The organism is Haladaptatus rarus (assembly GCF_054177585.1).
Genome location: NZ_JBPEHG010000005.1, coordinates 226593 through 247693, shown reverse-complemented (window position 1 = coordinate 247693; position 21101 = coordinate 226593). Strand labels below are relative to the sequence as shown.

Below are 21101 nucleotides of genomic sequence, written 5' to 3'. Positions count from 1 at the left end.
TAGCATGACCGACACTACCGATACCACCGAAACCACCGACGAATCGATTCGCGGAGGCAGCGAGCAACTGCAGGGTAGCGGCACGGTCGCAGACTGGAATCGAGACGAGACCATCGAGACGAGTGCGGCGGCCCGTGGCGGCGTGTACGCACTCCTCGCGCGGTCGTTCATCGATCCGGATGACGAGTTCTACGCCGCCCTCGAAGACGGGAGTCTCGACGCACAACTCCAGTCGTTGCTCGATGCGAGTGGTCTCTCGATCGATGCGCCATCGTTGACGACCGACGACGACCACGACACGCTCGCCGCGCGATACAACGACCTGTTCGTAATCGGCTTCTCGGAAGTTCTCGACCCGACCGATGGGACGATGTCGTCACAAGAACCGCCCGTTCCGCTGTACGAATCCACGTATCGCTCGGAGGTCTCGTGGAACGACGTCAACCTCGACCTCGCACGAGCGTACGAGTACTTCGGCCTCGGCGTGGACAACTCCGACAGGGACAACCACGACCACATCAGGTTCGAACTGGAGTTCATGGGGTATCTGTGCCGCCGCGAGGCCGCGGTTGATAGCGACGTTGCTCGTGCCCGACTCGATTTCCTCGACAGACACCTCCGCGTCGTCGTGAACGGCGTCGCAGACAGACTGGCCGACGAGCCGGGAACCGGATTCTACGGGTCGCTCGCCACGCTCCTCCAACGATTCACCGAAGCCGACACCGAGGACCTGGCGGAACGGCTCGACGGAGGCGGTGGATGAGCGGTCGAACCGAACGTAGCGGGGTGGAATCGTTGCTACGACCGATCGCTGGCCTCTCGAAAGCCGTCGGCGACCGGACTCCGGTTTCGTCTGAGGTAGCTGCTGGCGTACTCGCACTCGCCACAGTGGGGTCTGCGAGCGCCATTCGAATCGGTCGCAACGCACCCCTCTCGATGCCTGCGGTCGTCTCCGACGTGACGCCGACCATCGAGACGATGGCACTTCTCGGACCGGTACTCGCCGGATTCCTGCTCGCAGTGAGCTCCGAGAACGAGATCGAACGGACGGGATTCCTGTTCCTTGCGGTGTTCGGTGCGCTGGCGGCCATCACGCCAGCAGTGGCGATTCCCGCACTGGTCGCCATCGTCGGCGGCGGTGCGCTCGTTGTGGGCGCACGACTTGGACGCCCCCGAGGATATCGAGCGATTCGCCGTTCGGTGGTCGCACTGGGGGTGCTTCTCGCCGCCGTCCTCTCGCTCGGAAGTGCGATGGGCGTGCTGCCTGCCCACTTTCGACCGACAGGTTCGACACTCGCGCTGTTCAGTCTCGCCTTCACGCCGGTTTTCGTTCGACCGGGCTGGCTCGACTGGGCAGTTGGCGGAGCGGTCGGCGGTCTACTCTTGAAGGTGGGGCTCGAAGTCCCGTTCGTGACTGGAGCCGCCACGCTCGTCGGTCTCGCCGCCGTCGGCACCGCACTCGTAGTGATCGTTCTCGGGGTCGCAGGCGGGACGGTCACCTTGCTGAGTGGGCTGCGCTCGGAACACACCGCGACCGGTCTGGGTGCCGGACTGATGCTCGTCGCAGGCGTCCCGGCGACGATTCCCCGAGCCATCGCGGTCGTACTCGGATTGGCACTCCTCGTCCGACCCTCGGGAGGTGACTCGACGTGAGAGACCCCGAGGAGGCGACGGACGGGCCGACAGACCCGCAAGTACATCCCGAGCAGAGTCCCGGATTCGGTCAGCATCCCGAAGGTTTGTCCGACATCGAAGTGAGTCGTGACATCACCATCGGCGAAGCGTCGAAGCGCGAACTCGCCGCGAGCGACATCACGCCACTGGTGGACGAATCGGTGGCAACGAAGCTGGAGATACTCACGAACGGCGATGCAGTCGAACGGCGCCGTGCCGCTCTCGCACTCGCAGAGGCGTCCCGCTCGGAGATCGTCGTGGACACGCTGTTACAGGCCGGGAGACTCGACGAGGACGCCGATGTCCGGCAGTTTGCCGTCGAAGCCCTTGCGAAACTCGGCGGTGAACGGGCGGAAGAGGGTGCGATCGCGATCAGCTACGACGAAGACCCGTGGGTTCGCGCGGAGGCGTTCGTCGCACTCGACCGACTCGACAGCGATTCCTACGCCGACCGGATCGAAGAGGGACTCGAGGACGGCCACCACGCCGTCCGCCGCAATGCAGCGATATCGCTGTTCAAACTTCGTGGCAAAGATTCGCTCGAACACCTCCTCGGACTCGTCGACGACCCAAGCGAGCGGGTTCGAGAGTGGGTCGCACACATGCTGGGTGGGATCGACGACGAGCGAGCAGAGGACGCGCTGGAGAAGCTAGCGAACGACGACGAGGCACCAGAGATCGTCCGGAACACTGCCGCACGAGCACTCACGGTCGATCCGGGGACGTTCCGACGACAGTTCGGCGGCCCACTGGACGAGATGACGACCGGGCTTCCCGGTGAAGACGTGCTGAACCGACAGCCGAATCTGTGACCGCGTATCGACAATCGAACTCGTGGTCGCGTACCGACGACCGAACAGATGACGAATCGGCGACCAAACACATGATGACGAACCGACGACCGAACGCATGACGACGAGCAACTGATGCCCCAGGACCAATCGAACCTCACGGATCGAATCGAAGCAGAGTTACGCAAGGTCAGAGACCCGAACCTCGACATCGACGTGTTCGATGCCGGAATCGTCGAGAACATCGACGTCGAGGACGGAAACGTGACCGTTGAAGCCGACCTCTCCGACTTCCAGCCACAGGAAAGTGACGCCCTCATCTCGACCGTTCTTCGCGCCGTCTCCACGGTCGATGGCGTCGAAAGCGCACACGTCGAACACGCTGCACCTTCGACCGAGGGGCGGTCATCCGGCGTCGCAGACGTGGACACCATCATCGCCGTCGCCAGTGCCAAAGGTGGCGTCGGAAAGTCCACGGTCGCCGTCAATCTCGCGTGTGCGCTCGCCGAGACACAGAACGTCGGTCTCTTCGACGCCGACATCCACGGCCCGAACGTCCCCTCGTTCCTCGACGTTAGCGGGCCGGTGTACTCCGACGACGACGGCAACCCGCTGCCGATAGCGGCGGACGGCCTCGAAGTCATGAGCGTCGGACTCATGGAAGAGGGTGCACCGCTGGCGTGGCGCGGTGCGATGGCCCACGACGCCCTCACCGAACTGTTCGAGGAGACGGCCTGGAAAGACCGCGATACGCTCGTCATCGACCTCCCGCCGGGCACGGGCGATATCGTGCTGACGACGCTTCAGGAGGTACCCGTCGATGGCGTCGTCTTCGTGACCACGCCGTTCCACGCCGCAGTCACCGACACAGAACGAAGTATCGCGCTCTTCCAGGAGAACGACGTTCCGGTGCTCGGAACGGTCGTGAACATGGAGACGTTCACCTGCCCGAGTTGCGGCGACGAACATTCGCTCTTCCCCGACCAGTCACCACTCGATTCCCTCGACACGCCCGTCCTCACGCGACTGCCCTTCAGCAGCGACCTCCAATCCACACCGAAACCCGGAGCCGTCGGGGACGAGATGCGCTCGCTCGGCGACCGCGTCGAGTCACGGCTGGACGAGATCTGGAACGTCTCGATACCAGACGATGCGGTCGATCTGCGAGACGTACCACCGAACGAACGCCACGAACGAGTCGAGACGGCGTTCACGGAACGCCAACCCGGTGAGGAGTTCGTTCTGGTCAGTGACCGCGACCCCGCGCCGGTTCGGAGCTATCTGGCAGAACTCGCCGAGGTTTCTGATCCACGCGAAGCGTTCGAGACGTTCGAGGTCGCGCGGCCGAATCCGAAGACGTGGATACTCCGGACGCAGTATCCGACGAATCGATGACCGACGAACGAGTTGGAGTCGTCCTCGCGGGGGGCTACGCCACGCGATTCGACGGTGGCGACAAGGCACTCGCCGAACTCGACGGACGACCGCTTCTCGAACACGTCGTAGAACGACTCGACCGCGTCGTCGATCGGCTCGTCGTCAACTGCCGAGCAGACCAGGTAGCATCGTTCACCGACGCTTTGACCGGTCGCACTGAAGAGTACAGTTTGGCCATCGACCCCGTCCCAGACCTCGGGCCGACAGCCGGTATCGCCGCCGGAACGCGAGACGTTCGGTCAGAGTACGTCGCCGTCGTCGCGTGTGACAATCCGCTCGTCTCGCCCGAACTCCTCGACCATCTCTTCGAACGCGCTGTGGGTCACGATGCGGCCATTCCACGCGGTCGTGGGGGCTGGTTGAAACCCACGCAAGCAGTGTATCGGACGGCTCGACTCGCCTCCGCGTGTCGAACCGCGCTTCGGGAGGAGAACTACCGACTGCTCTCGGTCGTCGAACCGCTGGACTCCGTCGTCGTTCCAGTCGAGAAGTTTCCGGAAAATGTGGGTTCTGCGACGTTCACCGACGTCAACACCGTCGACGACCTTCGCCGCCTCGAAGAGGGGATCGAATCGAGTGGCGAACTCGAAACGGTTCGGAAGTGAAACGTCGGTTCGAACGAATGGACGTTCAGCAGTGTTCAGTCACCGAGCGATGCCGACGCATCAGTCGGTTCTCCACGCCGACTGCGTGGGGTCTCGGCGATGAGGGCCTGCCACAGTCGAACGACGAACAGCGCCCACGGAAGGGCGATGAGCGCGAAGCCAGCCACGCTGAGCATCTCCGCGACGGTCGAAAGCGCTGGGAACGCCGTCGCCCAGAGAGCGAGCATCCCGAGATTGATGCTGACGACGCCCGCCCACGATGGAGCGTAGGTACTCGACTCGACCGCACTCTTCAGGTTCACGAATCCGTCCGCATCTTCGAATGCGCCAACGACGATCGGCAGGAACGCCATCGCCAACTGGAGCATCCAGCCGAAGACCAGCCCGTTGATGGCCGCCGTTTCGATGGCTTGACCGGGGACTGCGCTCGGGAACAGAAGCACGAGAGGCGCCCACGGAACCGGGAAGACGAGCCACAGGTATGCACCCATGATATGCGCGACTCGGGAGTCTCTCGTACAGCCGCTCGCTCGCTTCGTTCCGACGATGTTCGCCAACAGTGCGATCGTCCCGACCACGTAGATCGCGAGTCCCGTGAAGGTGAACACGTGCATCGCCAGCCACGGGCCCGAGACGAGACCGACCGCGCCGATGGTGATGCCCCAGAACGTGACGCGCTTCAGACGAGGATAACGGAGTTCCGTTCCCGCCAGTACCGGAACGAGGTGAAGGAGTGTCGCAGCGACGACGAGCGCGAGGAATCCCCAGACGTTCGCGTGAACGTGTGCTTCTATCGAACCGAAGTAGCCACCCGGACCGTGGAGGTTGAGCAACATTCCGAAGGCGGCGAGGATGCCGGTGACGAGAAACCACGGGGCGACGCGGTAATATCGAATCAGCCCTTCGCTACGCGAACCCGCACTGACCCGGTACACCGTGACCATCAGGAGCGCCAACGCGAATAGCACGATGGTCGCACCCGTGACCGCCACGAGATTCGAACCGGTCGTCATCCCGTACAGGATGAGTGGATAGCCAACGTTCAGGGAGATCCACTGCGCCCAGCGGAGTCGGGGCGAGAGACGAGTAGTCGATTCTCCAACACTTCCGATGAGATGGGGCAGCGCCCCGAACAACGCCTGTGTCAACGCACCGATAGTGACCAGATGTATCATCACCCAGCGAAGTCTCGTGAGTGGTTCGACGAAATCGACTCCGACGGCGAGTTTACCGACGACGGCCAGTAGTCCGACCGTCAGATACAGTGCCGCCATGACGAAGAACGGGTTGTTTCGTAATTGCATACTGTTTGTGTACCTCTCGTGTACGTTCCTTGTCACGGACGACGGGTAACGGTTCGTGCGAACGAGTCGGTGGCGTACGAACATGTTAGGAATCGCCCCTTTGCACGTGTGACCCCTACGCGCTACTGACGGAGGAAACGAGTGCCACGAGCCAAATTCACCATCACCATTCCAGACGAGACGTGGATATCTCAGGTCTCGAAAGCCCACCCGGACTGTGTCTTCAAAGTCATCACCGTTCTGTCGGGGGTCGATTCGAGCGTCGCGCTTCTCGAACTGTCGGCGAAAAATCCCGTTCCGATGATCGCCGACATAGAGCGCGACGAAGATATCGCGTCGCTCGAACTGCTCTGGAAGGACGAAGACGAAGCACTGTTACAGGTCGAGACGACGAATCCCGTGCTGTTAGATCCAGTCTGGGAGGTCGGCGTGCCGTTACAGACACCGTTCGAGGTCGTCGAGGGGTCTGCGAGTTGGGAGCTGACGACGTCGACGAGTCGACTCTCCGCACTCGGAACACGGCTGGAGGAATCGGGAATCCAGTTCGATATCGACTACGTTCGAAGCATCGGTGACAACGAAAGCGACTCAATCCTGACAGATAGACAGCAACAAGTGTTACTCGCAGCTGTCGAACAGGGATATTACGAAACGCCTCGGCGGGCGACGTTGACGAACGTCGCAGAATCGATGGATATCACGAAAGCCACGGCGAGCGATATCCTCCATCGAGCCGAGGGACGGATCGTGGATTGGTTCGTAGAGAGTATGCTACAGTAAGTTATTCGACGAGGATACCGCCTTTCATCCCCATCGCTTTGTGCGGTTCACAATAATACTTGTACGTCCCGGCCTCACTGAAGGTGTGTTCGAACGTGTGCCCCTTCTCCCCGACCATCTTACTCTCGAATGCGCCGTCCTGATCGACGACGTTGTGTGAACCACCTTTCCCGGACCACTCCCAGACGACGGTCGTTCCGGTCGATACTTTGATCGCAGGTGGTGCGAAGGTGAATCCGTTGTTCGCGTCCGCACCGACCGTCACCGTGACTTTGTCCGTGCCGGTTTCGTCGGAGACACTGTCGTAGTTCGGTACGTCTTCGAACCAGTCACCGAACGCGGACGAGCCGTCGGATGATTTATCCGACGAATCGTCGGACGACTTCTCCGTCGTGTCGTCTGTCTGGTCGCCACCCGATTCGCTATCGGTGGGTTCGTTCGCGCCGCTACTGCCGAGACAGCCAGCGAGGAGAAGACTTCCACCAGCGACAGCAGTCGTTTGAAGTACGTTCCGGCGTGTGAGTTTCGTTTTCGGTTGCATCGGAACTCCTACTCGTCTGTAGTGGCCTGCGCCACAGAAATGATTCCACGAACATGTTCGAGTTCGGTGATGTCGGTCGAGGTCGAGCCGAAACGAGAGAGGTGCAGAGTCCTGCACCGCTGAATCGATTCTAAAATCGGCGCGAGAATCGGTTCGAGAACCGTTGCTACAGTCGTTTCACCGTGATACGGCGTTGGCCGGTGTCGGACGAGCGTTCGAAGAGCATCCCGAACGAGAGGTCGAGGTCGGTGCGAAACTGGTTCAGACAGCCCCGGCAGAGGCCAGTGAACGTTGCCGTCGAATCGATCGGTTTGCCAGCGGCGCGTTCGATAGGGGTGCAGGTCACTTCGACCGTCGCACGTTCTTCACAGCGATTGCAGGTGGGGTGGTCGCCCGAGGAAGACTCGTTCTCCTCACTTGTGTTCTGGATGGGCATCTGATTCGATAACGAAACGGCTCACGGCACGAAGAGTATGACGTGCGTGTATCGAGTCCACCGGCTCATAGGGAGTGCGTAACCATCTCGTTCCTGAAGACACCAAACAACCGCATCGCAGTACTGTATCGGGGATTCCCGCCGTTTGAGAATTGGCTTCGGCGTTTACTATCTGTTAGCGATGATTCCCAGTACGTAGTAGCGAAATCACCGACCCACATCGATACAAATGACTCAGACATGGAATATAGTCGTCCCCGTCAAGCAGGTACCTGACGCGGACGACGTTTCGATCGACCCCGACACGGGGACCCTCAATCGTGCCGACGCAGCGGCCGTACTCAACAAACCCGACTGGAACGCACTCGAAGCGGCGCTCGCGCTTCGTGACGAAGTCGGCGGCAAAGTAACGGCACTCACGATGGGTCCGCCGTGGGCCGAAGACATCCTCAAGACCGCGGTCGCACTCGGCTGTGACGACGCCGTCTTGTTGACCGACAAAGCGTTCGCAGGAAGCGATACGTGGCCGACCAGCCTCGCGCTCGCACGCGCTGCAGCCAAACTCGAAGCAGACGTGGTCATCTGCGGCGAGGAGAGTACCGACTCCTCGACCGGACAGGTGCCGCCGGGCATCGCGGCACACAACGAGTGGGCACAGCTCACCTACGCCGAAGGTCTCGAACCGCGACCGGAAGATGGCGAACTCATCGCCACGCGCGACGTCGAAGGTGGGTACGAGCGCGTCGCGGCCACACTCCCCGTCGTGGTCGCTTACGAGTTCGGTGAGAACCAGCCACGAACCGCCGGATTACACCGGAAGATCTACGCCGAATCCGAGTTCGAACCGCAGCAGTGGTCTGCAAGCGACATCGGGGTCGAAGACGAGGTCGGTCTCGCTGCCTCCCCGACGCAGGTCGGTGGCATGGACACCGCATCCCCGGTCGAGCGCGAACAGAAGATCGTCGACTCGCCCGAAGAACTGTTCGGCCACATCCAGGAGGTGGTCTGAATGGTCGATATCGACGTCGAAGAGTACGCAGACGTCTGGGTATTCGTCGAACAACACGGCGGCGAAGCCGCGAAAGTGTCGTGGGAACTGCTCGGCGAAGGCCGCCGACTGGCAGATGAGAACGAATACGACCTCGTCGCGCTCGTCATGGGTGAGAACGTCGATTCGGTGGCAGAAGAGGCCATCGCTCGCGGCGCGGACAAGGTGCTCGTGGCCGACGACCCCGTCTTCGAACCGTACCGAGCAGACCCTTACGGTACCCAGTTCCGTTCGCTGGTCGAGACACGGAAACCCGACATCGTGCTCATCGGTGGCTCGCACACCGGACGAGACTTCGCCGGGCGGGTCGCGGTTCCGGCCCACGCCGGGCTGACGGCCGACTGCACGGAGCTCGACGTGGACGAAGAGGGTCTCCTGCTGGCCAGGCGACCGACCTTCGGCGGTGACGCCATGGCGACGATCAAGTGTGAAAACCACCGCCCGCAGATGGCGACGATTCGTCCCGGCGTGTTCGACGCCGCCGCCAGCGACGAGAGTCGAACCGGCGACATCGAACACGTCGAGTGCGTCGTCGGTGAAGACGATACGCTTTCTCGCGTCATCGAGCGCGTCGTCGGCGACGTGACCGACATCACGGACGCAGACATCATCGTCGCTGGCGGTGCGGGTGCGGAAGGTGACTTCGGGCCGATCCAGGACCTTGCAGATGCACTGGGTGGCGAAGTCGCCGCGAGCCGCGAAGCCGTCGACGAAGGCTGGGTCGAACCGGCACGACAGGTCGGTCAGACCGGCAAGACGGTGCGCCCGACGCTGTACGTCGCCTGCGGCATCAGTGGCGCGATACAGCATCTCGAAGGGATGAACGATAGCGAGATCGTCGTCGCGATCAACGACGACCCGAACGCGCCCATCTTCGACCACGCAGACTACGGTATCGTCGGCGACCTCTTCGAGGTCTGTCCGAAACTGACCGAACTCGTGAAAGACGAACTCGCTCCGAAACCGGAGGTACTGCCATGACCGACACACCGAGCTACGACAACGAATTCGACGCCATCATCGTCGGTGCTGGCCTCGCAGGGAGCGCCGCCGCGCTGACGATGGCCCGTGAAGGACTCGACGTTATCATGCTGGAACGCGGGTCGTCGCCCGGCACGAAGAACATGTTCGGTGGCGTACTATACACGCCCACCATCCGTGACCTGGCCGACCTCGACAGCGCACCCCTCGAACGATACGTCGCAGAAAAGCGATACAGTATGCTGAGCGAGTCGGACGAAACCGCCCTGTCGATGCGACCGGGGGAGTGGCGCGAGGAGCCACACAACGACTCCTACACCGTGCTTCGCGCCGACTTCGACGAATGGTTCGCCGAGCAGGCGGTCGAAGCCGGTGCGACGCTCATCACCGAGACGACCGTCACCGGTCTCGTTCGAGACAGCGGCGCGAACCAGACCGACGCGACGGGTCGCGAACGAGGGAAGATAATCGGCGTCGAGACGGATCGTCCGGATGGAAGGCTACTCGCACCGGTCGTGGTGCTGGCCGAAGGCGCGAACTCGCTCGTGAGCGAGAAAGCCGGGCTGAAACGAAGACCTCAGCGCGAAGACGTTGCTGTGGCGGTGAAAGAGGTGCTCAAATTCGACCGGGATACCATCGAAGAGCGGTTCCGACTCACCGACGACGCCGGAGTGGCGTACAACTACTTCGGCGAAGGCGCGGTCGGTGGCGCGGTCGGTGGGGGCTTCATCTACACGAACAAGCGAACCGTCAGCATCGGGATCGCCTACAGCATCGCGGACGCGGCAGTCGGACAGACTCCCGAGGAGACGCTGAACGAGTTCAAATCCCACCCGGCAGTCGCACCCCTCGTCCGGGATGGCCGACTGGTCGAGTACTCGGCACACACCATCCCGGAAGGCGGTGCAGACGCGATGCCCGACCTCGTACACGACGGCTGTGTCATCGTCGGTGACGCCGCTGGCCTCGTGTTCAACAACGGCGTCCATCTCGAAGGGACGAACATGGCTGTCGAAAGCGGGTATCACGCAGGCCGCGCTATCGTCCAGGCGGCGGCGAAGGGCCGGTCGGACGCGAGTGTGCTCCAGCCATACGAGACGTATCTCGGGAACTCCTTCGTCGTGAAGAATCTGGAGCGGTACGACTGGTTCCAGACCATGCTCGCCGAGGACAGGCAGTTCCTGTTCAAGGACTTGCCGGAAGCCCTGGCGAGTGCCGAGGCAGAGTACTTCAAGGTCGACCGGACGGAGAAGGAGACGCACACCGAGCGTGCGAAAGACACCCTGCTCGACGCTGCCGGCGGGTGGCGCGGAGCGGCGAAACGTGCGTGGAAATACCGGAGGATGTTATCATGAGCAAGAGCCAATCCCAGAGCAGTCCCGGGGTCCCGAATATCGAGAACAAGTCGATGGAAGACCGACTCTACACGGTCAAGTACGAAGACCCCGGCGAGTCTCACCTCGACGTGAAGGTCGAGGGCATCTGCGACAAGCGATGTGACACCTACGAGTGTACGACGGTCTGTCCGGCGGACGTCTGGCGAAAAGGCGAGGACGGTCTCCCGGTCATCGCCTACGAGAACTGCCTGGAGTGTGGCTCCTGTCGGTTCGCCTGCCCGTACAACAACGTCAGCTGGGAGTACCCGGAGAACGGCTCCGGTGTCTCGCTCCGATTCGGGTGATCGGCGTACCGATTTCGGGGGACTTTTTCTGGAACTGCCCGAGCAGTCCGAACGACATCACCGTGAACAGTAACGATAACCGAGCTACGCCGAAAACCGACACGCGTTAAGTGCTCCCGTCCCACCTCGAACCTGATGGGAAAGATTCGTCCGGCGGCCCTCGGTGAGAGATTGGAGCAGGGCGACGAGCCGTTCATCCTCGACATTCGACCGGAGAGCGACTACGAATCGGGTCGTATCGACGGAAGCTACAACGCCCCCGTCTATCACGACCTGCGGCAGGGCAACACCGACTCTCTCGACGCCCATCTGGACGAGATTCCAGGGGAGAGAGAGGTCGTGACCGTCTGTAAGGCGGGAATCGTCGCACGCCGAGCCACGAACTATCTCGACGAGCAAAACTACGACGTGAAGACCCTCTCCGGCGGGATTCGCGGTTGGCGACACTACGAACGGAACTCGGTCGTGTATCGGCTGCTGTCGGTTCTTCGGCGTCTGCGTCCGTAGCTTTCGATAGAGGGCAACTCGATAGTAGGGTTGAAAGACCAACGGATTGAACTATCTCTCCTGATTTGATATCAGACGGATGTCCGAGAACCGCGAGCCGTACGTCGGGAAGATCACGCAGAAAGCCATCCTCTTCGGACCAGAAGGAGAGGTGCTGGTGACGAAGGTCGACGACCACTGGGAACCGCCGGGTGGGAAGTTCGAGTTTGGAGAAACGCTCGTCGGCGGACTGCAGCGCGAACTTCGGGAAGAACTCGGCGTCGACGCCAGGGTCGGGCCACCTGTCGAGGCGGCGTATGGCGGATGGATCGACAGTGAGACTGGAAATCCACTGGTGACGCTCGTCTATCGGTGTGAGACGGACGACAGGGAGGTCGAATTGAACGACGAACACGACGATTACGAATGGGTCTCACCCGAGACGGCCGCCGAACGACTGGAAGAGATATTCTCCTCCCGGTTCGCTCGCGCAGTCGAACGAACAGCCGCACTTGACGGCTCGGCACCGTTCGAAGCTGTGACCGACCCTTACGAAGACACGACACTGTCCACCGACGTGGTGTTGGAACAGCTCGCCGCCCTTCGGAACTCGGAGCGATCCGCAGAGACGGATCAGGTTTAGCTCGAGTGACCTCGGGATTTGGGCCGGATACGTTCGGTTTCGATAGACCCTGCTGAACGTACTCCTCTCGCCGAACCGGTTATCGGAGTCCGATTCTCGTGAGTCCGACGGTCTACGTGTTTCAGGAGCAGGAAGACATCACCGGTGTGATGACCGTCGAGACGAGGGAACCGGCTCGTCGTCGAGAATAGTATCGAGTAATTTTCGGTTCGCAGCGCGGAGGTGTTGGAGAAACGTCGATTGCGATATCCCCATCACGTCGGCGATCTCCTCACCGGTATTCTGGCGAGGCCACTTGAAGAAACCATTTATGTACGCGGTTTCGAGCGTTTCCAGCTGACGGTCGGTAAGTGAATCCTCAAGCGTCGCCCGGAACCCCTGTTTCGTCTCGACCGGTCGCTCACGCTCCCGATACGCGAGGAGGTCGGTTCTCGGATGGGCGTTTTGAAGGGCCTCGACCACTCCCCGAACGTTCGCCGTCCTGGGAAGTTCGACCGTGAGACGTCCCTCCCCGTCTTTCGCCGTGACCGAGGTAACGAGTGCGCCGTGGTCCGCGAGTTCGGTGACGACCGTTCGTCGGCTCGTTTCGATTCGAACCAAACAGTCGTCGTCCGACTCACAGACGAGGTTCGCGTGGTCGACACTCGGTGCCTCGCACACCTGCTCGAGTGCCTTTGCCGGGTCGACGTCCGTGACAGAGAAGTACTGATGTACGAGTCCGTCCTCGTTCGAGATCGTTCGTTCGAGCGTGAGTCGACCGGAAACACGCGTGGAGAGGTCGACGAACGGACACGCGGAGTCGGTGAGCGAGAATTCGAGTTCGACGACGCTGTCGCTGACGAGTGCCGCCTTGCTTTCGGCAGCATTGATCGCATGAGCGATAGTTTCACCGAGTTCGGCGAACACGTCGCGACCGATGGCGTCGAATACGTCCGTCGTAGTCGCATGAATCTCGAGTATCCCATACAAGGTCTCGTCGTACACGAGCGGTACTGCGGCTGCGGATACACTTCCATTCTCGTTGGCCGCCCGTCGCCACGAACATGACGATCTATCACAGCCGTCAGCAAGGTCGGTCGCGACCTGTACCTCACCTGTCTCTATCGCCCTGGAGATGAGCGTACCGTCATCGTCGTTGATCGAATCGACGAACGAGTGCAACGTCTCACCGTCGATTCCGACCCACGTTCGGGGAGCGATAGATTCGTTCACCATATTCCGGTCGCCGACCCACGCGAACGCGTACGGATCTGCGGTCGCGAATCGGTCGCAGACCGTTCGTTCGATCTCCTCTCGATTCGTCGCCCGAACCAGATCCTGATTGACGTCGCGGATGATCTCGTTCGTATCGTTGAGGATCGCTAAACGCTCGTGTTGCTGCTGGATGTGTAACTCACGCTCTTTCCGATCGGTGACGTCCGTGTCGACCGCGACGAATCGCTCGATTGTGCCCGTTTCGTCCGTGATAGGAGCGATGGTCATATCCACCCAGCACAGCTCACCGTTCTTTCGTTCGTTGATAATCTCACCGTCCCACACCTCGCCGTCGAGGATGGTGTCCCACATGTCGGTATAGAACGTCTCGTCGTGTTCACCCGAGTTCCACATCGCGGGCGTACTGCCGAGCACTTCGTCCCGAGAGTATCCGGTTATCGACTCGACGGCGGGGTTAGCGTACGTGATAGTCCCGTCGGTATCCGTGATGAAGATAGCGTGTCCGGCGTGCTCGATAGCCTTGCGGAACCCGCGAAGCTGTTCGTTTTTCGTCTGGATCTCTCGTTTGGTACATCCTTCTTGTTCGACGTACTGCGAGAGGTAGTAGACGGTGAGCAGACCGAAGACGCTCACGGCGAGGCCGGGTAACTCCTGGAGACCTGCCCCTCCCGACTGAAGGGTTAAAAACTGGCGCATCGCCATCAACGACAGCATCGCCGTTAGAAATCCGAACCGTGCATCTCGAACACGATACAGCAAGATCATGGAGTAGCCGACGCCGAGGAGACGAAGGAGGATCGACGTCGTGATGATTGGGTCTGGCATGGTAGGTGAGGCCTGGGATTGGTTCGGTCGACGGGTGCGCTGCCGACGAGCACTCTGCGTGTAGTCGAGACTAACCACCCCGAGAAGGTCATGCTGTTGCCCATTCTCATGGTCTGAAAAAGCGGAGAATTGTTCCCAATCGATATCGAAATCGGTCGATTTCGAACGTCGATCCACCTCCGGTCGATGACGGAAAGCGAACGGTCAGTCCCGCATCGGCTCCCCCTTCCAATGTGTATTGGTACGGTGGCTTTCCCTGTTCGGGTGCCGAATTTCGATACCCCGCCATATCGGTAGTACACTCACCGTGCTTCCCAACCTACGTTTACCTGTATGAGAGAACGATTCGAAGTCGTGGACGGGTGGTCGCGGTGAGTCAACCACTTCCGCGCGTCCCCGACGTGGGACACTTGGACGAGATGGTCGACACGGAGACGGTAGACCCCGTCGAAGAACTCGAGAAGACCGAGTACAGCACCGAGCTCGGGTTGTCGATGGCCGAGGACGCAAAGCGCGTCAGTCGCGGTGAGATGACCGGCGACGAGTACTGGGAGAAGTACGACGAGGCGGCGGCCGCAGAGTTCGGCAACGTCTATCACGAGACGCCAAATCCAGCCATCGACCGGCAAGCCGACGGCCAGACCGTCTCCCCCGAAGTGGCCGAGAACCTCCAGTGTACCGTCGGGTCGATGGACACCGTCGCCGCAGAGATCGAGAGCGTCGGCGAGGGCGACGACACGAAGTGGGGGATGGTCATCGATCTCAAGAAGTGCGTCGGCTGTGATTCGTGTACGGTCGCCTGCAAAGCGGAGAATCGAACACCGCCAGGCGTCTCGTACAACGTCGTCGTGGAAGAAGAACACGGCGAGTTCCCGAACGTCACGCGGACGAACCTGCCGCGACCGTGCATGCAGTGTGAGAATCCGCCCTGCGTCCAGGTCTGTCCCGTCAGCGCGACGTACAAGATGGACGACGGTATCGTCAACATCGACTACGACCGGTGTATCGGCTGTCGCTACTGCTCCATCGCGTGCCCGTACGGCGCGCGTTACTTCGACTTCGGCGAGGACTACGGCGACGAGTTCATGGAAGACGGCGAGATTACCAGTCCCGAGTACGGGGTCGACCGGGGGTCACGCGAGGGGAAGAAATCCCCCATCGGCAACGTCCGAAAGTGTACCTTCTGCTACCACCGCCTCGGTCGCGGCGAGGAACCGGCGTGCATCGAGACCTGTGTCGGTGATGCCCGCAACATGGGCGACCTGAACGACCAGGACAGCGAAGTCGCACAGATGGCGAACTCCTCACGTGCGTTCCAGTTGAAAGAAGAAGAGGGCACCGACCCGAACGTCTACTACTTGAAATAGAACAATGGCAACAGAAACATCGACCCGATTCGAGTTCGAATCCGGCTTCAACGATGGTCGGATTCGGCTCGCCTGGTATGGGCTGCTCGCCGTCGTACTCGCTATCGGTGGGTACGCGATGTGGCTTCGAATCGACCGTGGAATGGCCGCGACCAACCTCACGAGCGTCACGCCGTGGGGTGCGTGGGTCGCATTCTACATCTACTTCGTGGGGCTGTCGGCTGGAGCCTTCCTCGTGAGCACGATGGCGAACGTGTTCGAGGTCTCCGGCATGCACAAGATCGACCGTGACGCGCTGTTCGCGGCGATAATCAGTATGGTGGTGGCGATGCTGTTCGTCTGGACGGATCTCGGTCGGATGGACAGGATGTATCACCCGTTCCTCTACCGGCAGCTTACCTCACCCCTGTCCTGGGAGGTTCACGCGTACGTCGCGTACATCCTCGTCCTGATGACCGAACTGTATCTCTCGATGCGCATCGACCTGGCGCGAATCGCCGCCGAAACGTCGGGATTCCGTGCGAGGCTCGCCGGTCTGCTCACGCTCGGCCGGACTGGTACGGACGATGCGAGTCGGGTGACCGACCGGACGTGGATAAAACGCGTCGGTATCCTCGGGATTCCGCTCGCCATCTTCTTCGTCCACGGGGGGACGGGCGTGCTGTTCGCGGTGGCGAAAGCTCGCCCCTACTGGAACAGCGGCCTCTTCCCGGTGATATTCATCGTCTCCGCTGTGGTCTCCGGTACGGCGCTCGTGATGATGCTGTACGTGCTCCGAATCCGACTGCTCACCGACGACGCCATCGACCTCGCGTTGTTGGACCGGCTCGCGAAGATGCTGGGCGTGTTCATCCTGGTTGACGTGGCGTTCACGGCCATCGACGCGCTCATCGCACTGACCAGTCTCCACCCGGCGGACGTCGAAACGTGGCAGACGGTGCTGTTCGGCGAAATGTCGTGGTCGTTCTGGTTGGTGATGGTCGGACTGGGCTGGGTGTTCCCGCTCGGACTGCTCGCACGACGCTCGTCCCGCCGGACGCCGTGGATGATGGTCGTCGCCGGCCTCAGCGTCGTCGTCGGCATCATCGGCGTGCGATTCAACATCGTCGTTCCGCCACAGATCATCCCCGTCATGGAGGGGCTCCCACACGGGTCGTACTTCCCGACGGGAGTCGAATGGGCGACGAGCGCGGGAATGATCGCCGTCGGACTGCTGCTGTACACGATCGGTGCGGAACTACTACCACTGACTCCCCTCGACGGAGGTGACCACGAATGAGTTCGAACGATACACCTGACGACCAGTCTACGTCCGACACCGCGACGACCCGCCGCGACTTCGTGAAGGTGGCCGGCGGTCTCGGTGCCGTCTCGTTGCTCGGCGGTCTGAGCGCGAACCTCGAAGTCGGCGACCTCTGGGCCGACGAGAACGAACACTACGTCGGCACCGACTACGAAGAGTACGACGCCGCGGACGTTATCCACACCACCTGCGGGCAGTGTAACACGTTCTGTCCCATCAAGGTGCGAATCGCCGACGACAGCGGGACTGGCCAGTACAGTTCGCTCGTCCGCAAGTTGGCCGGGAACCCGTATTCGTTCTTGAACACCCAGCCGTTCTCCCAGGTGCCCTACGAGAGCGACCCCGAGGACGTCGTGATGGGTGCGTTGGACGGAACCGGCGACGTGAAGACGAACCGCTGGTCGCTCTCCGGCGGTCGGATGTGTCTGAAAGGCCAGGCGGGCATCCAGACCGCGTTCGACACCTACCGCGTTCGAAAACCGATGAAGCGCGTCGGCGAACGCGGGAGCGGCGAGTGGAAGACCGTCACCTGGAAGCAGGCGATCAGCGACATCGTCGGCGGTGACGACGAACTCGGCCATCCCGGACTCGAGGAGTTGTGGGGGTACGCACCCAAGGACGAAGTCATGGCCGATTGGGAGGCCGTCCAGGCAGGCGACATCTCGAAAAAGGCGTTCGACGAGAAGTACGACGGCGTGCTCATCGACACCGACCATCCCGATCTCGGGCCGAAGGCCAACCAGATCGTCGACGTCGGTGGGTTCCGACGCAACTTCATCCGCGCTCGACTCTGGAGTCAGGGACTGGGGTCGGTCAACAGTATCCACCACGCGGGCACCTGTGGGCTTTCGAGCGTCATGGGGAACGTCCGGTCGTACGCCGCCAAGAAGAAACGTCAGTACCCAGACATCGACGAGGCAGAATACATCATCGCCTGGGGAACGAACCCGATGGTCGCCAACAAGGGCCCAACCTGGCTCGCACCGAAGCTGACGAACGCGATCCAGGACGGCATGCGGATGGACGTCATAGATCCCCGCCTCTCGAAGACGGGCGAGAAAGCGGAGAAGTGGGTGCCCGTCGAGCCGGGTGCGGACGGCGCACTCGCGCACGGGATGGCTCGCTGGATAATCGAGCACGAACGCTACGACGAGACCTACCTCCGGAACCCGAATCAAAAGGCGGCGAACGCGGACGACGAACCCACGTGGAGCGACGCGACACACCTCGTCCTCGTCGACGAGGATGGGGGGCCGAAAGCTCGTGCCAGCGACCTCGGTCTCGAGTCGGATGACAGTGCCGACGACTTCGTCGTCCTCGACGCCGACACCGGCCAGCCAGCACCCGCGGGCGAGGCCACGAGCGGCGTGCTCGAGGTGGACGCTACCATCGACGGGAACCGGGTGAAGAGCGTCTGGACGCTGTACCGAGAACGGGTCTTCGAGTACGGTCTCGAGGAGTACGCCGAGATGGCAGGGGTCCGCGTCGCGGATATCGAAGAGCTCGCCGACGAGTTTACGAGCCACGGGAAGAAGGCCGCGATCATGGCCTATCGCGGTCCCGCGAAGCACTCGAATGGATTCTACAATACCCGCGCGATCGCCATCCTCCAGCACCTCATCGGCAACTACGACTGGAAAGGCGGTCAGATGACGCCCTACGCAGGCTTCAACACGACGAGCGGTCGGTACGATCTCGAAACGGTTCCGGCCGGTCACAAACCGTGGGGAATCCCGATCCTCCGCGGTGGCATCAACTACGAGGACACGTCGCTGTTCGAGCGCGACGGCGGCTATCCCGCCAAGCGGCCGTGGTTCCCGGTTGCACCGCCGTACGCGACACAGGAACTGTACGGGAGTGCGAACGACCGCTATCCTTACGGGGTGAACGCACTGTTCATCAGACCATACTCGAACAACCACGTGATGGCTATCGGAGGTGGCGATAAGGTACCGGGCGTCCTGCAGGACGAGGATACCATTCCCCTGGTGGTCGCGTTCGACACGGTCATCGGCGACACGAGCCAGTACGCCGACTACATCCTCCCGGAGCCGACGTACCTGGAGCGGTGGGAGAACTTCGGGACGTACCCGAACCGCCGGCTCGCCGTCGAGAAGATCAGCCAGCCAGCGGTGAGCGTCGTTCCCGATGCCCGTCCCGCCGAAGACGTTCTCATCGACATCTGGAAGGAACTCGACCTCCCCGGCGTCGGTGAGGGAGCTATCACCGATGCCGACGGAAACGATTGGCCATTACATCGGGCCGAAGACTTCTACGTGAAACTGACCGCGAACATCGCCTACGACCGCGACCCGGTCGCAGACGCGAGTGACGACGAACTCCGGGTGTTCCGCGCGTCACACGAGAAAGGACTGGGCGAACGGTTCGACATCGAGACGTGGCGGAAAGCGGTTAAACCCGGAGAGTGGCGGAAGGTCGTCACCGTGCTCAACCGCGGCGGCCGGTTCGAAGAACCCGCCGCGGGATACGCCGCGGCGTTCGCCGAGCGAGGCCACGACTACGACTACGTCGGGCGGTCGGGCGACCGTTCGAACGGATACGAGGGAGAGCACATGCGATATCGACTGGGCTCGCGGGTCGACTTCTACAGCGAGGTCACCGGGAAGGGGAAACACTCCTACACCGGCGAGCGATTCGACCCGTTGCCTCGGGTCGAGGACGTCGTCCATTACAACGGTGACGTGCAGTCGCCCGTGACGAGCACGCAGGAGCCCAAGCGTCCCCTCAGGCTCATCAACTGGAAGCCGCGGACACAGGGGTCACATCGTACCACCAACGCGGCGTGGCTTCGCGAGCTCCGCCCCGAGAACCCACTGTGGATCAACTCTGTCGACGCGGACGAACGCAGCATCGAGAACGGAGATCGCATCCGAATCGAGGCCGAAACGCGAAGCGTCGAAGGTATCGCCATGGTCACGAACGGCATCCGTCCGGGCGTCGTCGGGACGATGTGGGGCTGGGGCCGTACCGGTGACGGCGCGACCGAACAGACGGTCGACGGCGAGACGATGAACTCGGTCGAACCGGACGGACACACTCCTTACCGGTTCGACGAGCCGATGCGCGAAGACCCGGGATTGGCGAAGGGACGCGACGCCGGCTTCGCCGTCAACCTCTTACAACCGCTCGACAGCACCCTCGGAGATATCGGTCTGAGCGACCTGGTCGGGGGGAGTAACGCACAGTACGACGCGTACGTCGAAGTGGAGGGCCTCGAATGACGTCGACGGTCGTCGAGAACGGCGATGCGAGCGAGGCAGCCGAGTTCGCTCGTGCAAGAGCCCAGACGTACGCACTGCTTGCGGCGGTGTTCGACGGCGAGATGGACGTGTTGACCAGTGCGATGGAAGAAGACGTGTTCGCCCGACTCGCCGAGCAGTTCCCGGTGGACATCGACGTCGAACCGCTGTCTGCCGCCGATTTCGAGCGTGAGGCGCTCGCAGTAGGGTACGACAACCTGTTCGTCGTCCCCGGGAGCTACTACGTTCCACCGTTCGCGTCGGCGTACGTCGAGAGTCCGAGCGAGTCGTTCGAGTCGGACTCACGCTACCACGACGTCGGGACGGCGGGCGAACTCCTCGGCGACCCGGCCGCTCGAATCGCACACCAGTACGCCCGAACGGGGTTCGTCCCGGAGCGTGGCGACGGGATACCCGACCATCTCGCGGCACAGTTCGAGTTCCTGAGCGCACTCGCAACGCGCGAAGCAACCCTGTACACAGACGCACCGGATGCCGACGTGTCCGCTGCTGACCTCCGTGGCCTTCAGCAGTCCGTGATAGAGAATCTCGGCTGGCTAGACGCGTTCGACGAGGCTGTGGCGGCGAACGACCGCGTCGAACGCGTGTTCACCGCTCTCGCTCGGTTCGCCCGGGCCTTCGTCGCGTGGGACGCCCGGCAGTACGACGGGCCGATCGTCACCGAGTGAGTCGTCACAGCGGAGCGGAGACGGGAGCACCCGCC

The 21101-nt window shown here is 61.8% G+C and carries 20 protein-coding genes; 16 read left to right on the top strand and 4 right to left on the bottom strand.

The window, feature by feature from the left end; translation table 11 throughout:
- Positions 1 to 4: 4 nt before the first annotated feature.
- From ACR3FE_RS14165 to mobA, 5 genes are all read left to right on the top strand, one after another.
- The gene (locus ACR3FE_RS14165) at positions 5 to 763 is read left to right on the top strand and encodes a molecular chaperone TorD family protein (RefSeq protein ID WP_458207803.1); all 759 of its coding nucleotides are present in this window, start codon (positions 5 to 7) and stop codon (positions 761 to 763) included.
- Entirely contained in the window at positions 760 to 1653 is an 894-nt protein-coding gene (locus tag ACR3FE_RS14160) for a DUF8068 family protein (protein ID WP_458207802.1), read from the top strand. Before ACR3FE_RS14165 ends, ACR3FE_RS14160 begins: the two co-directional genes overlap by 4 nt.
- Positions 1650 to 2486, top strand: coding sequence for a HEAT repeat domain-containing protein (locus ACR3FE_RS14155; protein ID WP_458207801.1), 837 nt, complete (start codon positions 1650 to 1652; stop codon positions 2484 to 2486). The genes ACR3FE_RS14160 and ACR3FE_RS14155 overlap by 4 nt, the downstream gene beginning before the upstream one ends.
- Before the next feature lie 114 nt (positions 2487 to 2600).
- Positions 2601 to 3860: a P-loop NTPase gene (locus ACR3FE_RS14150; RefSeq protein WP_458207800.1), complete on the top strand. Its 1260-nt coding sequence runs from the start codon at positions 2601 to 2603 to the stop codon at positions 3858 to 3860.
- Positions 3857 to 4507 carry a molybdenum cofactor guanylyltransferase gene (gene mobA / locus ACR3FE_RS14145; protein WP_458207799.1) on the top strand — a complete coding sequence of 217 codons (651 nt, stop codon included), beginning with the start codon at positions 3857 to 3859 and terminating at the stop codon, positions 4505 to 4507. The genes ACR3FE_RS14150 and mobA overlap by 4 nt, the downstream gene beginning before the upstream one ends.
- Before the next feature lie 35 nt (positions 4508 to 4542).
- Here mobA and ACR3FE_RS14140 read toward each other — a convergent pair whose 3' ends face one another.
- Positions 4543 to 5811 carry a hypothetical protein gene (locus ACR3FE_RS14140; protein ID WP_458207798.1) on the bottom strand — a complete coding sequence of 423 codons (1269 nt, stop codon included), beginning with the start codon at positions 5809 to 5811 and terminating at the stop codon, positions 4543 to 4545.
- A 141-nt stretch (positions 5812 to 5952) separates the two neighbouring features.
- Here ACR3FE_RS14140 and ACR3FE_RS14135 point away from each other — a divergent pair, with 141 nt between their 5' ends.
- Complete coding sequence (locus tag ACR3FE_RS14135) at positions 5953 to 6591, top strand: helix-turn-helix domain-containing protein (protein ID WP_458207797.1); 639 nt, start codon at positions 5953 to 5955, stop codon at positions 6589 to 6591.
- Between the two features lies 1 nt (position 6592).
- Here the strand turns inward: ACR3FE_RS14135 and ACR3FE_RS14130 are convergent, their stop codons facing one another.
- Positions 6593 to 7132, bottom strand: a complete 540-nt coding sequence (locus ACR3FE_RS14130) for a halocyanin domain-containing protein (RefSeq protein ID WP_458207796.1) — start codon at positions 7130 to 7132, stop codon at positions 6593 to 6595.
- Positions 7133 to 7298: 166 nt separating this feature from the next.
- A complete protein-coding gene (locus ACR3FE_RS14125) occupies positions 7299 to 7568 on the bottom strand; it encodes a hypothetical protein (RefSeq protein ID WP_458207795.1) in 270 nt (89 codons plus the stop codon).
- A 229-nt stretch (positions 7569 to 7797) separates the two neighbouring features.
- Between ACR3FE_RS14125 and ACR3FE_RS14120 the strand changes: the two genes are divergently transcribed.
- The 6 genes from ACR3FE_RS14120 to ACR3FE_RS14095 all read left to right on the top strand — a co-directional run bounded on the left by ACR3FE_RS14120 (position 7798) and on the right by ACR3FE_RS14095 (position 12407).
- Positions 7798 to 8577, top strand: a complete 780-nt coding sequence (locus tag ACR3FE_RS14120; RefSeq protein WP_458207794.1) for an electron transfer flavoprotein subunit beta/FixA family protein — start codon at positions 7798 to 7800, stop codon at positions 8575 to 8577.
- Positions 8578 to 9597: an electron transfer flavoprotein subunit alpha/FixB family protein gene (locus ACR3FE_RS14115; RefSeq protein ID WP_458207793.1), complete on the top strand. Its 1020-nt coding sequence runs from the start codon at positions 8578 to 8580 to the stop codon at positions 9595 to 9597.
- Positions 9594 to 10952 (top strand): FAD-dependent oxidoreductase, encoded by a 1359-nt coding sequence (locus ACR3FE_RS14110; RefSeq protein ID WP_458207792.1) that lies wholly within the window; start codon positions 9594 to 9596, stop codon positions 10950 to 10952. Before ACR3FE_RS14115 ends, ACR3FE_RS14110 begins: the two co-directional genes overlap by 4 nt.
- Entirely contained in the window at positions 10949 to 11278 is a 330-nt protein-coding gene (locus ACR3FE_RS14105) for a ferredoxin family protein (protein ID WP_458207791.1), read from the top strand. Before ACR3FE_RS14110 ends, ACR3FE_RS14105 begins: the two co-directional genes overlap by 4 nt.
- Before the next feature lie 135 nt (positions 11279 to 11413).
- The gene (locus ACR3FE_RS14100; RefSeq protein ID WP_458207790.1) at positions 11414 to 11785 is read left to right on the top strand and encodes a rhodanese-like domain-containing protein; all 372 of its coding nucleotides are present in this window, start codon (positions 11414 to 11416) and stop codon (positions 11783 to 11785) included.
- 79 nt (positions 11786 to 11864) lie between these two features.
- Positions 11865 to 12407, top strand: coding sequence for an NUDIX domain-containing protein (locus ACR3FE_RS14095; RefSeq protein WP_458207789.1), 543 nt, complete (start codon positions 11865 to 11867; stop codon positions 12405 to 12407).
- 138 nt (positions 12408 to 12545) lie between these two features.
- Here ACR3FE_RS14095 and ACR3FE_RS14090 read toward each other — a convergent pair whose 3' ends face one another.
- Positions 12546 to 14447 carry a bacterio-opsin activator domain-containing protein gene (locus tag ACR3FE_RS14090; RefSeq protein WP_458207788.1) on the bottom strand — a complete coding sequence of 634 codons (1902 nt, stop codon included), beginning with the start codon at positions 14445 to 14447 and terminating at the stop codon, positions 12546 to 12548.
- A 362-nt stretch (positions 14448 to 14809) separates the two neighbouring features.
- Here ACR3FE_RS14090 and ACR3FE_RS14085 point away from each other — a divergent pair, with 362 nt between their 5' ends.
- From ACR3FE_RS14085 to ACR3FE_RS14070, 4 genes are read left to right on the top strand one after another with little or no spacing between them, the layout of a single operon-like run.
- Positions 14810 to 15814: a 4Fe-4S dicluster domain-containing protein gene (locus tag ACR3FE_RS14085; RefSeq protein ID WP_458207787.1), complete on the top strand. Its 1005-nt coding sequence runs from the start codon at positions 14810 to 14812 to the stop codon at positions 15812 to 15814.
- A 4-nt stretch (positions 15815 to 15818) separates the two neighbouring features.
- Positions 15819 to 17093, top strand: coding sequence for an NrfD/PsrC family molybdoenzyme membrane anchor subunit (gene nrfD, locus ACR3FE_RS14080; protein WP_458207786.1), 1275 nt, complete (start codon positions 15819 to 15821; stop codon positions 17091 to 17093).
- Positions 17090 to 20359 (top strand): molybdopterin-dependent oxidoreductase, encoded by a 3270-nt coding sequence (locus ACR3FE_RS14075; protein ID WP_458207785.1) that lies wholly within the window; start codon positions 17090 to 17092, stop codon positions 20357 to 20359. The genes nrfD and ACR3FE_RS14075 overlap by 4 nt, the downstream gene beginning before the upstream one ends.
- Positions 20356 to 21066, top strand: coding sequence for a TorD/DmsD family molecular chaperone (locus tag ACR3FE_RS14070; protein ID WP_458207784.1), 711 nt, complete (start codon positions 20356 to 20358; stop codon positions 21064 to 21066). Before ACR3FE_RS14075 ends, ACR3FE_RS14070 begins: the two co-directional genes overlap by 4 nt.
- Positions 21067 to 21101 lie beyond the last annotated feature (35 nt).

What these genes read in the sequence shown, in the direction of transcription:
- nrfD (WP_458207786.1), top strand. Translation starts at nt 15,819, where the DNA reads ATGGCAACAGAAACATCGACCCGATTCGAGTTCGAATCCGGCTTCAAC.
- ACR3FE_RS14075 (WP_458207785.1), top strand. Translation starts at nt 17,090, where the DNA reads ATGAGTTCGAACGATACACCTGACGACCAGTCTACGTCCGACACCGCG.
- ACR3FE_RS14110 (WP_458207792.1), top strand. Translation starts at nt 9,594, where the DNA reads ATGACCGACACACCGAGCTACGACAACGAATTCGACGCCATCATCGTC.
- ACR3FE_RS14105 (WP_458207791.1), top strand. Translation starts at nt 10,949, where the DNA reads ATGAGCAAGAGCCAATCCCAGAGCAGTCCCGGGGTCCCGAATATCGAG.
- ACR3FE_RS14140 (WP_458207798.1), bottom strand. Translation starts at nt 5,811, where the DNA reads ATGCAATTACGAAACAACCCGTTCTTCGTCATGGCGGCACTGTATCTG.
- ACR3FE_RS14100 (WP_458207790.1), top strand. Translation starts at nt 11,414, where the DNA reads ATGGGAAAGATTCGTCCGGCGGCCCTCGGTGAGAGATTGGAGCAGGGC.
- ACR3FE_RS14095 (WP_458207789.1), top strand. Translation starts at nt 11,865, where the DNA reads ATGTCCGAGAACCGCGAGCCGTACGTCGGGAAGATCACGCAGAAAGCC.
- ACR3FE_RS14125 (WP_458207795.1), bottom strand. Translation starts at nt 7,568, where the DNA reads ATGCCCATCCAGAACACAAGTGAGGAGAACGAGTCTTCCTCGGGCGAC.
- ACR3FE_RS14150 (WP_458207800.1), top strand. Translation starts at nt 2,601, where the DNA reads ATGCCCCAGGACCAATCGAACCTCACGGATCGAATCGAAGCAGAGTTA.
- ACR3FE_RS14160 (WP_458207802.1), top strand. Translation starts at nt 760, where the DNA reads ATGAGCGGTCGAACCGAACGTAGCGGGGTGGAATCGTTGCTACGACCG.
- mobA (WP_458207799.1), top strand. Translation starts at nt 3,857, where the DNA reads ATGACCGACGAACGAGTTGGAGTCGTCCTCGCGGGGGGCTACGCCACG.
- ACR3FE_RS14115 (WP_458207793.1), top strand. Translation starts at nt 8,578, where the DNA reads ATGGTCGATATCGACGTCGAAGAGTACGCAGACGTCTGGGTATTCGTC.
- ACR3FE_RS14130 (WP_458207796.1), bottom strand. Translation starts at nt 7,132, where the DNA reads ATGCAACCGAAAACGAAACTCACACGCCGGAACGTACTTCAAACGACT.
- ACR3FE_RS14165 (WP_458207803.1), top strand. Translation starts at nt 5, where the DNA reads ATGACCGACACTACCGATACCACCGAAACCACCGACGAATCGATTCGC.
- ACR3FE_RS14120 (WP_458207794.1), top strand. Translation starts at nt 7,798, where the DNA reads ATGACTCAGACATGGAATATAGTCGTCCCCGTCAAGCAGGTACCTGAC.
- ACR3FE_RS14070 (WP_458207784.1), top strand. Translation starts at nt 20,356, where the DNA reads ATGACGTCGACGGTCGTCGAGAACGGCGATGCGAGCGAGGCAGCCGAG.
- ACR3FE_RS14090 (WP_458207788.1), bottom strand. Translation starts at nt 14,447, where the DNA reads ATGCCAGACCCAATCATCACGACGTCGATCCTCCTTCGTCTCCTCGGC.